Source organism: Amycolatopsis sp. NPDC005003, from assembly GCF_053600695.1.
Genome location: NZ_JBSGAI010000006.1, coordinates 1 through 13,071, shown reverse-complemented (window position 1 = coordinate 13,071; position 13,071 = coordinate 1). Strand labels below are relative to the sequence as shown.

General features: G+C 73.9%; 10 protein-coding genes. 2 read left to right on the top strand and 8 right to left on the bottom strand.

Features of this window, described 5'->3' with window-relative positions; genetic code table 11:
* Window positions 1–7: 7 nt before the first annotated feature.
* The gene (locus ACWED2_RS08955) at window positions 8–841 is read right to left on the bottom strand and encodes an ABC transporter permease (RefSeq protein WP_449689883.1); all 834 of its coding nucleotides are present in this window, start codon (window positions 839–841) and stop codon (window positions 8–10) included.
* Complete coding sequence (locus ACWED2_RS08950) at window positions 834–1,685, bottom strand: ABC transporter ATP-binding protein (RefSeq protein ID WP_449689882.1); 852 nt, start codon at window positions 1,683–1,685, stop codon at window positions 834–836. The genes ACWED2_RS08955 and ACWED2_RS08950 overlap by 8 nt, the downstream gene beginning before the upstream one ends.
* 162 nt (window positions 1,686–1,847) lie before the next feature.
* On the opposite strand from ACWED2_RS08950, the gene ACWED2_RS08945 reads away from it, so the two are divergent.
* A complete protein-coding gene (locus ACWED2_RS08945; RefSeq protein ID WP_449689881.1) occupies window positions 1,848–2,609 on the top strand; it encodes an NAD-dependent epimerase/dehydratase family protein in 762 nt (253 codons plus the stop codon).
* A gap of 44 nt (window positions 2,610–2,653) precedes the next feature.
* On the opposite strand, the gene ACWED2_RS08940 is transcribed toward ACWED2_RS08945, so the two are convergent.
* From ACWED2_RS08940 to ACWED2_RS08915, 6 genes are read right to left on the bottom strand one after another with little or no spacing between them, the layout of a single operon-like run.
* Entirely contained in the window at window positions 2,654–3,826 is a 1,173-nt protein-coding gene (locus tag ACWED2_RS08940; protein WP_449689880.1) for a class I SAM-dependent methyltransferase, read from the bottom strand.
* Window positions 3,823–6,888: an AMP-binding protein gene (locus tag ACWED2_RS08935; RefSeq protein WP_449689879.1), complete on the bottom strand. Its 3,066-nt coding sequence runs from the start codon at window positions 6,886–6,888 to the stop codon at window positions 3,823–3,825. Before ACWED2_RS08935 ends, ACWED2_RS08940 begins: the two co-directional genes overlap by 4 nt.
* A gap of 36 nt (window positions 6,889–6,924) precedes the next feature.
* Window positions 6,925–8,109: a nucleotide disphospho-sugar-binding domain-containing protein gene (locus ACWED2_RS08930; RefSeq protein ID WP_449690128.1), complete on the bottom strand. Its 1,185-nt coding sequence runs from the start codon at window positions 8,107–8,109 to the stop codon at window positions 6,925–6,927.
* A complete protein-coding gene (locus tag ACWED2_RS08925; RefSeq protein ID WP_449689878.1) occupies window positions 8,109–9,302 on the bottom strand; it encodes a nucleotide disphospho-sugar-binding domain-containing protein in 1,194 nt (397 codons plus the stop codon). The genes ACWED2_RS08930 and ACWED2_RS08925 overlap by 1 nt, the downstream gene beginning before the upstream one ends.
* A 1-nt stretch (window position 9,303) precedes the next feature.
* Window positions 9,304–10,431: a glycosyltransferase gene (locus tag ACWED2_RS08920; RefSeq protein WP_449689877.1), complete on the bottom strand. Its 1,128-nt coding sequence runs from the start codon at window positions 10,429–10,431 to the stop codon at window positions 9,304–9,306.
* Window positions 10,432–10,466: 35 nt separating this feature from the next.
* Complete coding sequence (locus tag ACWED2_RS08915) at window positions 10,467–11,627, bottom strand: nucleotide disphospho-sugar-binding domain-containing protein (RefSeq protein WP_449689876.1); 1,161 nt, start codon at window positions 11,625–11,627, stop codon at window positions 10,467–10,469.
* Between the two features lie 228 nt (window positions 11,628–11,855).
* Between ACWED2_RS08915 and ACWED2_RS08910 the strand changes: the two genes are divergently transcribed.
* Entirely contained in the window at window positions 11,856–12,989 is a 1,134-nt protein-coding gene (locus tag ACWED2_RS08910; protein ID WP_449689875.1) for a glycosyltransferase, read from the top strand.
* The last annotated feature ends 82 nt before the right edge of the window (window positions 12,990–13,071 follow it).

Below are 13,071 nucleotides of genomic sequence, written 5' to 3'. Positions count from 1 at the left end.
GGAGCCTTCACCCGTCGTCGCGACCCTTCCAGCGGAACGTCGTCAGGCACAGGACCAACCCAAGCACGCCGTACCCGGCGAGCACCAGCGCGACCCGCCCGTGCGCCCAGGACAGCCCGGGTTCGTACTGCTGGAAGGCGTCCGGCAGGAACACCGAGCGCATGCCCTGGCAGAGCCACTTGAGCGGGAACACCGCGGCGACCTTCTGCAGCACGTCGGGCAGCTGGTTGAACGGGATGAACACCCCGGAGATGAACTGCAGGGTGATCACCGGCAGGAACACCATCGCGCCCGCGCTCGCGGCCGGCACCACGCTCGAGTAGGCCAGGCCGAGCAGCGTGCACGCGACGATGCCGAGCACGTAGACCCACAGGAACGTCAGCCAGTGCGCCGCGTCGGACGGCAGGTGCAGGCCGAAGAAGAGGGTGCCGACCCCGAGCAGCACCACCGCCTGGCCGAGGCTGGACACCAGCACGACCGCGATCTTGCCGACGAAGTAGGCGCTGCGCGGCATCGGCGTCCCGCGCAGCCGCTTCAACGTTCCGTTCGCGCGCTCGCCCGCCACCTGGAGCACCATGCTCTGGAACGAGGTCGACAGGATGCCGACCCCGAGCATCCCGGTGACGTAGATCTGCTGGGCGTCCACGCCGGTGTCGCCGATCCGGCCCCGGAAGATGCTCGCCAGCAGCACCAGCATGATCACCGGCAGGGCGAAGGTGAAGATCACCTGGCCCTTCTCGCGGAAGAACTGCTTGATCTCCAGCGAGCCGCGCGCCAGCCCGATCCGCCACGCGGGCACGGGGAGCCGGATCGCCCGGTTCGCGGCTTTGGTCTCAGTCACCGGTCGCTCCGATCATGCTCAGGTAGACGTCTTCGAGGGTCGGCCGCCGGACGGCGAGGCCGGGGATGTCGTCGCCGAACCGCGCGGCCAGCTCCAGCACGGTCCGCGTCGGGTTCGGGCTCCGCACCTCGTGCGGGCCGTCGGCGTCGGTCCAGGACACGACCGCCTCGAGCAGGTGCCGGCCGCCGAGGCGCGCCGGGGTGTCGACGTCCACGAGCGCGCCCTTGCTCAGCACCCCGACCCGGTCGGCCAGGTGCTCGGCCTCGTCGAGGTAGTGGGTGGTCAGCAGGATCGTGGTGCCCTCTTCGCGCAGGCCGGCCACCAGGTCCCAGAACTGCCGCCGCACCTCGGGGTCGAAGCCGGTGGTCGGCTCGTCGAGGAAGAGCAGCTCCGGACGGCCGACCAGGCCGAGCGCCACGTCGAGCCGCCGCCGCTGCCCGCCGGACAGCTGCACGGCCCGCTTGTGCTCGTGGCCGGTCAGCCCGACGGCCTCGACCAGCTCGGCCGGGCGCCGCGCGTCCGGGTAGAAGGAGGCGAAGTGCGTGAGCACCTCGAGCACCGTCAGCTGCGCGTAGTCCTGCGAGTTCTGCAGGACCACGCCCACCCGCGTGCGCCAGGCGAGGCTCGCCTTGCCGGGATCCTCGCCGAGCACGTCGATCTCCCCGGAGTCCCGGTCGCGGAAGCCCTCGAGGATCTCGGTCAGCGTCGTCTTGCCGGCGCCGTTCGGCCCGAGCAGCGCGAAGATCTCGCCCTGTTCGACATCGAGATCCACGACGTCGAGCGCCACGGTGTCCCGGTACTTCTTCCGCAGGCCGCGCGTCCTGATCACGGTGTCCTTCAGCATGGCGCCAGGCTAGCGACCCCGGTTCGCCCCCGGCGAGGTGCGAACGATCGATCCGCGGTGTCCTCCGTTCGAAGGACGAATCGCATGAGCCACATTGGACGGGCCTTCGAGTCCGCCGCCCGACGATCCGGGCTGGGCCGACCCGGACCGAGAGGAGCACCGGTGGAGATCATCGGACGCGGTTTCATGGCCAAGAACCTGCACGAACACGGCATCGACCATCCGCGCACGGTCATCCTCGCCACCGGGGTCGCGACCACGACCGTGACCTCACCGGAGGACTACGGCAAGGACGCGGCGGGGTTGTACGACATCCTCCGCCGCTGCCGGCGCACCGGCGAGCGGCTGGTGTACCTGTCGACGGCGTCCGGCGCGATGTACGGCGCGGCCGACTGCCCGACCCGCGAGGACGACGTGGTCTTCCCGCCGCTCGCCTACGGCAGGCACAAGCTGGCCATGGAGGCCGTGGTCGCCGGCTCCGGGGTGGAGCACCTGATCCTGCGGATGACCAACCTGGTCGGCCACAACCAGCGCGCCCACCAGCTGCTGCCGGCACTGGTCGCCCAGGTGCGGTCGGGCCGGGTGCGCGTCTACGAGCAGGCGCACCGGGATCTGCTCGACGTCGAGCACGCGATCTCGATGATCGACATCCTGCTGACGCGCGGGGTGACCGGGCAGGTGGTCAACCTCGGGTCCGGGGTGGCGGTGCCGATCGAGGACATCATCCGGCACATCGAAAACCGGCTCGGCCGGAGCGTCGAGCGCGAGTACTGCCCGCAGCCGCCCCGGACGACCTCGGCGGTGCCGGTCTCGCTGGCGAAGCTGACCCGGCTGATCCCCGACGTGGTGACCCGGTTCGGCCTCGGCCCGACGTACTACCAGCGCGTCCTCGACCGCTACCTGACGGCGCCGGTCCTGACCTGACGCCGGTGTTCCCCTCGCCCGCGGGGCGAGGGGAACACCGGGGTTCACCAGTGCGGAGCGCGGGGCATCCAGCGCGGGATGCCGCCTTCGGCGTTGCGGCCCTTCTCCAGGAACGCGATGTTGTGGTAGACGTGCATGCCGACCAGCCCGGCCTCGGTCACCGACGGCGAGCCGTCGATACCACGCGACGGCTCGCCGCCGGTGTCACGCTCCTGGTGGTGCAGGTCGTCCAGCAGGGTCTTCAGCAACCCGAGCATCGTCGTGGGCACGCCCAAGTCGCGGTCGTCACCGCCGTAGCCGGGCAGGTACGAGGTCCACAGGTCCTCGATCACGTAGAAGCCCCCGGTGCGCACGTACGGGAACAGCGCCCGGAACGAGGTGAGCACGTGTTCGTTGATGTGGCTGCCGTCGTCGATCACGATGTCGAACGGCCCGTGCTCCTTGGCCAGCGCGTCGAGCTGGGCCGGGTCGTTCTGGTCACCGCGCAGCACGGTCAGCCGCGGTCCGGAGAACCGGGACTTGTCGAAGTAGTCGAGCCCGAACACCGAGGCCCGCGGGAAGTAGCGGCGCCACATCTTCAGCGAACCGCCCCCGGACTCCTCGTCCTCGTAGCCGCCGACGCCGATTTCCAGCAACCGCAGCGGTTCCTCGCGCAGCGGCGCGAAATGCCGCTCGTAGTGCTGGGTGAACCAGTGCGTCTGGCCCCACTTGTCCGAGCCGTACCGGACGGCCAGCGCCCCCAGGTCCGGCGCCCGCGCCGAAAGCGCCGCGGTGAGGGTGGCCGACGCCGCGGCGATGGAGGGCTGGCGTTCGCGGGGCGGGAAGGAGGTGTCCATCGCGGTCGCCAGTTCGTAGGCGCGGGCGGGCGACGAGCGCCCGCGCGAGGGCCCCCACAGTTCGGTGATCAGGTCCTCGGCGTCGTAGCGCAGCCGGACGTCGCAGCCGGGGTGCAGACCCGGCAGCACGCGCACCGGCTCGCCGGCCCGCAGCACCCACGTGTGGTCCGCGGACTCGTGGCCGTCCGAAACGGACAGTCCGATGTGGATTTCGAGCGGGTTCACGGGCGGGTCGAGCCGCAGCGTCCACTCGGCCACCGCGAGCTCGGCGACCCGGGCGAGGCCGAGCGCGTCCAGCCGGGCGCGGACCTCGTCCGGGCGCCCGCCCGCGGCCCGGATCAGGGCTTCGATATCGGGCGTAACGGTCTTCTCGGAAGTCACAGTTTTCCCTCCAGGGCACGGACGACCCGCGTCACGTGGTCGATGAGCCGGCCGGCGAGGCCACGGGCCTGCTCCTCGCCGATCGCGTCGGTCCGGTACCGCAGCACCCCGCCGACGGCCGGGTGCGGCCACAGCTCCAAGGTGATCTCCGGCAGGGCGTTGCGCGGCGGCACCCGGACCAGCTCGGCCCGCGCGTCGCCGAACCGCACCGCCCCCGGGGGCATCTCCTCCTGCAGCAGGTAGGCCTGCAGCAGCGGATGCCGCTGGTGGCCCTCGGGGATCGACGGCATCACCGCGGTGAGCGGCACCAGCGGGGGCCGCATCACCTCCCGCAGCTGCCGCGCGGCCGCCGCGGCGAGCTCGGCCGGGTCGTCGATCCCGGCGGGCGGGCGCATCGGGACCATGCTCGCGAGGCACCCGATGACGTCGCCGGCCTCCTCGGTGAACCGCCCGGTGGTCGGCAGCGCGACCGCCGGTGACGGCTCGCCGGTCAGTTCCCGCAGGAGCAGCACGTAGGCCGCGTAGAAGACGGCCATCACGGTGCCACCGACCGCGGCGGCGGCCCGGCCGACCGCCGGCAGCAGCACCTCGTCGATGTCGAGGCCGACCTCGGCCGCCGGCCCGCCCCACGGCCGGGGGCCGGGCAGCGGGAAGCGCAGCTCCGGCGCGTCGGCCATGGCCGTCTGCTTGGTGTAGACCGCGAGCGGGTACCGGTCGCGGTACCGCTCCCACTGCTCGGCCGAAACGCGGTAGTAGCTGGCCGGCCACTCGGCCAGGCCGGGCCGCCCGGCGAGGAAGGCGTCGTAGGAGCGGACCAGGTCCGCGGCGAAGACCTGGCCGGACCACCCGTCGAACGAGATGTGGTGGATCCCCACCGCGAGCACCGATTCGGTGGCGGACACCGGGTAGTACGCGGCCCGGATCGGGAAGTCGGCGCCCAGGTCGAACGGGCGCATCACCCAGGCGCACGCGTCCCGGACCGCCTCCGCCGTCGTGGCCGCCGGGCGGTCGGTCAGCAGCCCGGCCAGTTCGGCGGCCGGGTGGATCCGCACCTTCGGCGTGCGGCCGCCCTCGGCGAACCGGGCCCGCAGCACCTCGTGCCGGGCGACGACGTGGTCGAGCGCCCGGCCGAGCGCGGCCCGGTCGACGGCACCGCGGATCCGGTAGATCACCGGCACGACGGCTTCCTCGAGGTGGCCGGCCTGCTTCTGGGCGTGCCAGAACTCGGCGACGGTGAACGGGACGTGGTCCGGCTCGTACGCGGTCTCCGGTCCGGGGTCGTGGTGGCCGGCGACACCGGGCTCGAGGGCCGGCGCTTCGGCCACGGCCGCGGCGATGGCCCGCGGGGTGCGCGCGGCGAGGATCTCGGGCACCGCGAGCAGCCGGCCGAACAGCGCGCCGACCCGCGTGGAGATGCGGATCGCGGTGAGCGAGGTGGCGCCCCGGTCGAAGATGTCGTCGTCGACGCCCACCCGGTAGCCGAGCACGTCGGAGGCGACCTCCCGGAGGGTGGCTTCGAGGCCCACGCCGTCGTCGGCGGACGCCGCGGTGCCCGTACCTTCCGCCGCTTCGGCGAGGGCTCGCTGGTCGAGCTTCCCGTTGGGCAGCAGGGGGAACTCCGCCACGGCGAAGACGACGTCGGGGACGAAGCCGGCGGGCAGGACCGTGGCGACGGCCTTGCGCACCAGCTCCGGCGGCACGCCCTCGCCGACGTAGAACGCGGCCAGGCTGGTCTTCACCGCGCCGTCGAACGGCAGCGGCACCACCACGCCCGCGGAGACCCCGGGCACCGCCTCGACGATCCGCTCGACCTCCTCGGCTTCGATCCGGACCCCGCGGACCTTGAGCTGCCGGTCGCGGCGGCCGACGAACACCAGCCGGCCCGCTTCGTCGAGCCGCGCCAGGTCGCCGGTGAAGTACGCCCGGCGGGGCACCCCGTCCAGGGCCAGCGTGGCGAACCGTTTCGCCGTCTCGGCTTCGTCGCCGACGTACCCGAAGCACACGCCGTCGCCGGTCGTCACGATCTCGCCGGTCTCCCCGGCCGGGACGATCCGGCGGTCCTCGTCGAGCAGGTACACCGAGGTGTTCACCGACGGGGTGCCGATCGGGACCTCGTCGCCGAAGTCCGGGTCCGTGGTGGCCCACGCGGTGGTGCTCACCGTGTTCTCCACGGGCCCGTAGGCGTTGACCACCCGCAGGCCGGGATGCGCGCGCAGGCACCGCTTCACGTGGGCGGCCGAAGCCCGCTCGCCGCCGACGAACAGCACCCGCGCGCCGGCGAAGCACTCGACGTCGTCGTCCACCAGCGCGTTGAACAGCGTCGACGCCATCGCGATGAGCGTCACGCCTTCGCCGATCCGCGCGCGGACCTGCGGGCCGCTCAGGTGCCCGCCGTCGTGGAGCACGGCGGTGCCGCCCTTGATCAACGGCACCCAGAGCTCGAACGCGAACACGTCCCACGCCGGGTTCGCCTGCTGGAGCGAGACGATCCGGCCGTCGTGCCCGTGCCGCCGGTCCAGCGCGGTGCGGGCGACGCCGCTGTGCGGCGCGAGCGCGGCCTTCGGCACGCCGGTGCTGCCGGAGGTCAGGAACACGCAGAACGGCGCCGTGCCGTCGAGCCCGTGTGCGGGCACCGGCGCCCCGCCCGGCAGCGCATCGATGTCCAGTGTGGACACCCCGGCGAACGGCTCGTGGCTCAGCAGCAGCTTCGCCCCGGTCCGCTCGATCAGCTGCCGCACCCGGTCCAGCGGCCAGTCCGGGGGCGCACAGGCGTAGGCGGCGCCGGTGCGCAGCACGCCGAGCAGCACCGCGACCAGGCGCGGGGTGCGCGGCGCCCGCACCGCCACGATGTCACCCGGGCCGATCCCGGCCGCCGCCAGCGCCGAGGCGGCCGCCGCGGCGTCCGCCATGAGCTCGGCGTAGGTCACTTCGGTCTCGCGCCACCGCAGCGCCACCGCGTCACCGCAGCGCTCGGCGGTGCGCGCGACCAGCTCTTCGATGCGCGCGCCTTCGGAATACGCCTCCCGGGGGCCGTGCAGCACGGACAGCGTCTCTGTGGTCATCTGTTCCTCCTTGGCGGCCATCCTGGGCGCGCGGCCTCAAGCGGCGGTCGACGCCGCTTCGCGCGGCGGCAGCCGGGCGGCGATCTCGTTCGGGGTGGGCAGCTCGTGCAGCTCGGCCGAAAGCTTCCGGGCGCCGTCGTCGAGGGAACCGGCCAGCACGGCGGCCACCGTTTCGGTCAGGAGCTCCTCGAAACCGTCGCCGGGGAAGACGAAATCGGCCGCACCGGCCGCGGCGAGCTGACGGGCGTTGAGGATCAGATCCGCCCGCTGGGGCACGACGACCTGGGGCAGCCCGGCGGCGACCGCCGTCAGGAGCGTGCCGAGGCCGCCTTGGGAGACCACCGCGTCGCAGGTCGGCAGCAGCGCGTGGAACGGCACTCCCCGCACGACCCGCACGTTCGGCGCGACCGCCTCGACCGCTTCCCCCTCGGCCGCCGGCACGGCGGCCACCACCTCGGCGCCGAGCCCGGCGAGGGCTTCGACGACCCGGCCGGTGACGACGAGCTCCTTGTCGAACCGCCCGTTCGACAAGCCCCAGGTGACGCAGATCCGCTTGCCGCGCCGCGGTTCGGTCAGCCAGCCGGGCAGCACCCCGGGGCCGTTGAAGGGCACGTACCGCATGGGCAGCCGGGTCACCTCGGGCACGCCGGGGACCGGGCCGGCCGGCGCCACCTGCACGCTCGGCGGGCACGGATCGACGGTGACCTGCCCCAGCGGTTCCACTCCCGGCAGGCCCCACCGGGCGCACAGGTCCGCCAGTGCTTCGTCCTCGAACTCCCGGGTGAGGCAGGCGTAGTCGATCCCCCAGGTGTGCCGGACCGCGGGCACGCCGAGCAGGCTCGCCACGATCGGCCCGGCGTACGTCGTCGCCTCGAACACCACCAGGTCCGGCCGCCATACGCGGGCGAAGTCGTGGAGGCCGCCGCTCATCGCCTCGGCCGCCGCGACCCCGAGCCAGCAGTTGCGCGGCCCGAACCGGCGCATCTGCGCCCATTCCACGAGCTGGGCGTCGTGCCGCCGCGCACGCCGCACGTACTGCCCCATCATCGCGGCGGTGTCGACGTCGGCGCCGACGGCCACCGCGGGCAGGCCGGTGCCCCGCACCGCGGGCACCAGTCCCGGCTGGGTCGCCACGACCACCTCGTGCCCCGCCGCGCGCAACGACCACGCCAGCGGCACCATCGGGTAGAGGTGGGTCGTCCAGTTCCACAAGGTGAACATCACCCGCACGGGCCGCTCCCTTTCACCCCGGCCAGTTCCGGCAACCCGGCGGCCACTTCGGACAGTGACGGCTGCGCGGCGGCCTCCTCGGCCAGCGCCGCCGCGGCCTGCTCGTGCGACGCTGAACCGAGCACCCGCAGCACGGCGGCCCCGACGGAATCCGCGGTCGCGGCGTCGAGCGGGACCAGCTCGCCCGCGCCGGCGTCCGCGATCACCCGGCTGTTGAGCACGTGCTCGCCGAAGTGCGGCACGCACACCTGCGGCACGCCCGCCGTCACGGCCGACGCGACCGCACCGGCGCCGCCTTGGGAGACGATCAGGTCGCAGCTCGGCAGCAGCAGGTGCAGCGGCAGGTTCTCGGCCACCCGGACGTTCGCCGGGAGCACGCCGAGCCGCGCGCGGTCCCGGGGCGAGACCGCGCAGACGACCTCGGCGTCGATCTCGGCGAAGGCGCCCAGCACCTTGTCCACGCCGAACGCGCGCTCGCCGAGCACGTGCGCGATGGTGCCCCAGGTGACGCAGATCCGCTTGCGGCGCGGGGGGTCGAGCAGCCAGCGCGGGACGGTGCCGGAGCCGTTGAACGGCAGGTGCCGGGCGAAGAGCCGGCGCACGTCGTCGCGGCGCTGGAGGCTCGGCGGGCACGGGTCCAGCGTGGCCGCCCCGAGCACGTCGAGGTCGTCGAGGCCGAGCGCGGCCCGGTGGGCGGCGAGCGCCCGCGGCGCGAACCCGGTGAGGTACGAGCTGTAGTCCACGCCCCAGATCTGGCGCACCGCGGGCACTCCGCACGCGGCCGCGGCGAGCGGTCCGGCGTAGGTGACCGCGTCGAACACCAGGAGGTCGGGGTGCCACCGGCGGACGAGGGCGACCAGGTCGTCCTGCATGACCTTCGCGATGAGCGCGTAGACGGACAGGGGCTGTTCCCCCGCGGCGCGGGCCGCCGCCCAGTCGGTCGGCTCGCCCGCCGCGGCCTCCTCGGCCAGCGGCGAGGCCCAGTAGTACTTCTCGATGATCGGCAGCACGTCGAAGTCGGCTCCGACGGCGGCGGCCGGCAGGCCGCCGCGGGTCACCCCGGGCACCGCGCCGGGCGGCACCGCGACCAGCACCTCGTGCCCGGCGGCCCGCAGGGACCACGCGATCGGCGTGAGCCAGAAGTAGTGCGTGGGCCAGGCCCACGAGGTCAGCAGGACGCGCACGTCAGCCTCCCACCGCGGCGAGCAGCCCTGCGCCCGCCTCGGCCGGGTCCGGCAACGCGCGGGACTCCTCGCGCAGCGCGGCCGCGGCCTCGGTGAACGAGGGGTCGGCCAGGAGTTCGGTGAGGACGTCCCGGATCGCTTCGACGGTCGCGCCGTCGGCGCCGACCCGCGCTCCGGCACCGGCGCCGGCCAGCTGGGCCGCGTTGGTCTCCTGGTCCGGGATGAGCGGCAGGCACACCTGCGGCAGCCCGGCGAGCACGGTGGTGAGGGCACTGCCCGATCCCCCGGGGTGGACCACCAGGTCGCAGCCCGGCAGCACCAGGTTGAGCGGTTGCATCACGACGGTCTGCCAGGTCTTCGGGTACTCCGGGCCGAACGCCTCGGCGCCCGAGGTCGCGAACACGACGTCGAGACCGAGGTCGGCGGCGGCGGCGAAGACGAGCGCGGGGAGCGAGCCGGCCGCGCCGAACTTCCCGCTGGTCGTCCCCCAGGTGACGCACAGCCGGGGCACCTCGCCGCGGCCGCGAAGCCCGCGCTCGTAGACCGCGGTGCCGTTGTAGGGCCGGTAGGCCATCCGCACCGGGGTGTACTCCACCGGCAGCTGCAGGCCCGGTGGGCACGGGTCGAGCGTCGGGGTGTCCCCGCTGACCACGCACGCGCCGGCGCCGAGGCGTTCGTAGAGATCGGCGAAGGCGGTTTCCTCGAACATCCGCAGCGGGTAGGTGAAGTCGACGCCCCACAGGTGCCGCACGGACGGCACCCCGAGCGCGGCGGCGACGGCGGGGGCGGCGTAGGTCGTCGGGTCGTGCACGATGACGTCCGCGCGCCAGTCGCGGGCGAACCGGAGCAGGTCGCCGGCCATGGCGTCGGCGACCGGGACGAACATGTCGAGCGGGGTCCGCCGCTCCCGGCGCGGTTTCGCACCGTCCATGAAGGACTTCATCCGCGGCGCGAGGTCGACGTCGGCGCCGATCCGGGCCACCGGCAGCCCGGTCCGGGCCGCCACCGGCACCAGCGACGGCGGGCAGGCGAGCACGACCTCGTGCCCGGCGAGCCGCAGCCCCCACGCCGTGGGGACCATCGGGAACAGGTGCGAGGGCCAGGCCCACGACACGAACAGCAAGCGCATACGGCCTCCTCGGCCGGCGACGGCCGCCGGGTGGATCACGGGGTGCCGGCCAGCGTGAGCAGTTCGCCGACCGTTTCGTCGAGGGTGGCCTGCGCGGCCACCTCGGTCCGCAGCCGCCGGGCGGCACCGGCGGCCGCCTCGTCGGCGAGGACCGCGTCCAGCGCGGCCCGCACCGACTCCGGCTCGTCGTCTTCGACCAGGACACCGGCGCCGGTGGCGGCCAGCCGCCGGGACGGCACGAGATCCGGGAAGTACTCGGGCACCACGACCTGCCGCACGCCGGCCGCGACCCCGGTCATCATGGAGCCGGCGCCGCCGCGGGAGATCAGCACCGCGCTGCTCGGCAGCACCAGGTGCAACGGCAGGTTCTCGACCAGGCGGACGCCGTCGGGCAGGTCCGCGCCGAGGGCGTCCGTGCTCGAGACCGCGACCACCAGGTCGAGGCCCGGCCGGGCGATCGCCGCCACGAGCGCCCGCATCCGCCGCGCCGCGGCGGCCCATTCGTCCGGTCCCTTGAACTGCGGCGAGACGCCCCAGGTGAGCACCACCCGGGGGTGGCGCGGCTCGGTCCACAGCCAGTCCGGCACGGCGCCGGTCCCGTTGTAGGGCACGTACCTCGTGCGCAGGACGCGGCCGGGCACTTCGACCTGCAACGACGGCGGGCACGGGTCCACGGTGGCGGTGCCGGCCGAGTCGAAGGCGCCGATCCCCAGTTTCCCGCACAGCTCGGCGAAGGCCAGGTTTTCGAAGGCACGGGCCGGGGAGTGGAAGTCGACGCCCCACAGCACGCGCACGTGCGGCAGGCCGAGTTTCGTGGCCACCAGGGGCGCGGCGTAGGTGGTCGGCTCGTAGAGCACGAGGTCCGGCGCCCAGTGGCGGCAGAACGCTTCGAGGTCGCCCGCCATGTCTTCGGCGAGCGCGACCGACAGGCCGAGCCGCTTGCCGGTGCCGCGCTCCGGGGCGGGCCCGGCGTCCGGGCCCGGCCGGATCGGACGCATGGCGCGGGCCAGCAACGCGGTGTGGTCACCACCGGTGCCCACGGACACCGCGGGCAGCCCCGCGCCGGTCACCGCGCCGGCCAGCCGGGGCTGCGTGGCGAACCGGACGTCGTGCCCCGCCGCGCGGAAGGCCCACCCGATCGGGACCAGGGGCCGCACATGGGACGGCCAGGCCCACGAGACCAGCAGCACGCGCACGCCGGTTCACCTCCCGCCCAGCTACCGATCCGGCCGGCCCCGACGCGGCACGCAACCGTGGCCACGAAGCCGTTCGGCCGTGACCGTGGCCGGATCGGTAGCGATCGACCCAGTAGTCCGGCCACCGTCGCGAGACCGGCTGGAGTCCGGGTCCAGGATGGGTGGGCCGGTGGGCGGCGGCGAAGCAGGTTCGAGCCGTTCCCGAGGCGGGGCAGAGACCGTGCTCGCATGCGAATTCTGTTCTGCACGTGGGCGTGGCCGACGCACTACCAGCCCATGGTGACCCTGGGCTGGGCCTTCCGGGCCGCGGGCCACGAGGTCCGGGTCGCGAGCCAGCCGTCCCTCGTCCCGGTGGTCCGGGCGTCCGGGCTGCCCGCGGTGGCCGTCGGGCGGGACGAGGAGATCGAGCCGGCGGTGGCCGGGCTGCTGGCGGCGGATCCCCGGGTGCGGGGCTCGGGCAAGGAGTCCCGCACGGTGTCCGCTTACGCCGGGATCGCGGAGAAGATGGCCGGCCCGCTGCTGGCGCTGATGCGGTCCTGGCGGCCGGACCTGGTGGTGTTCGAGGAGAGCACCTACGCCGCGGCGCTGGTCGCGAACGCGCTGGGCATCCCTGCCGTGCGCCACCTGTGGGGCGTCGACATCCTCTCCTACGTCCGGTCATTCGAACCCGCGGCGCTCGCGGCGACCGCATCCTCGCTCGGGTTGTCCACAGTGGACGTTTCGGGCGCGGTGACCGTGGACCACTGCCCGCCCGCCCTGCAGGTGCCCGGCGACTTCACCCGGCGGCACATGCGCTACGTCCCGTTCAACGGCGCGACGGTGCTGCCGGCGTGGGCCGCCGGGCCGCGGACCCGGCCGCGGATCTGCGTGACCTACGGCACGACCAGTTCCCAGCTGGCGTTCTACGAATGCGTCATCGACCGCCTCGTCCACGCGGCGGCGGGGCTGCCGGTCGAAGTGGTGGCGACGGTGGCCGGCGACGACCTGGCCGCGGTCGGCCCGGTGCCGGGCAACGTCCGGATCGTCGAGCGGATCCCGCTGCACGCCCTGCTGCCCAGCTGCGACCTGCTGATCTCGCAGGCGGGCCCGAGCACCGCGCTGACGGCGGTGTCCTGCGGAACCCCGCAGCTGATGATTCCCCAGCTGCCGGACCAGCGCCTCATCTCGACCCTGGTCTCGGCCGCGGGCGCGGGCATCAAGCTGGACCTCGCGGAGGCGGACACCGAGACGATCCGGACGGCGGCGGCCAAGATTCTCGGCGACGCGGGCTACCGGGAAGCCGCGATGGGGCTGGCGAAGGAGAGCCGGGAGCAGCCCAGCCCGGCCGAGGTCGTCGAAGGGCTCGTCTCGCTGGCTCGCTGAGCGGGCTGCTCCGCCGGGCCGGTCAGCTCTGTCGCAGGGGTCGTGAGTGTTTAGTCGGGTTAGAACCCGACTAAACACTCAC

What these genes read in the sequence shown, in the direction of transcription:
- ACWED2_RS08950 (WP_449689882.1), bottom strand. Translation starts at nt 1,685, where the DNA reads ATGCTGAAGGACACCGTGATCAGGACGCGCGGCCTGCGGAAGAAGTAC.
- ACWED2_RS08910 (WP_449689875.1), top strand. Translation starts at nt 11,856, where the DNA reads ATGCGAATTCTGTTCTGCACGTGGGCGTGGCCGACGCACTACCAGCCC.
- ACWED2_RS08920 (WP_449689877.1), bottom strand. Translation starts at nt 10,431, where the DNA reads ATGCGCTTGCTGTTCGTGTCGTGGGCCTGGCCCTCGCACCTGTTCCCG.
- ACWED2_RS08935 (WP_449689879.1), bottom strand. Translation starts at nt 6,888, where the DNA reads ATGACCACAGAGACGCTGTCCGTGCTGCACGGCCCCCGGGAGGCGTAT.
- ACWED2_RS08930 (WP_449690128.1), bottom strand. Translation starts at nt 8,109, where the DNA reads ATGTTCACCTTGTGGAACTGGACGACCCACCTCTACCCGATGGTGCCG.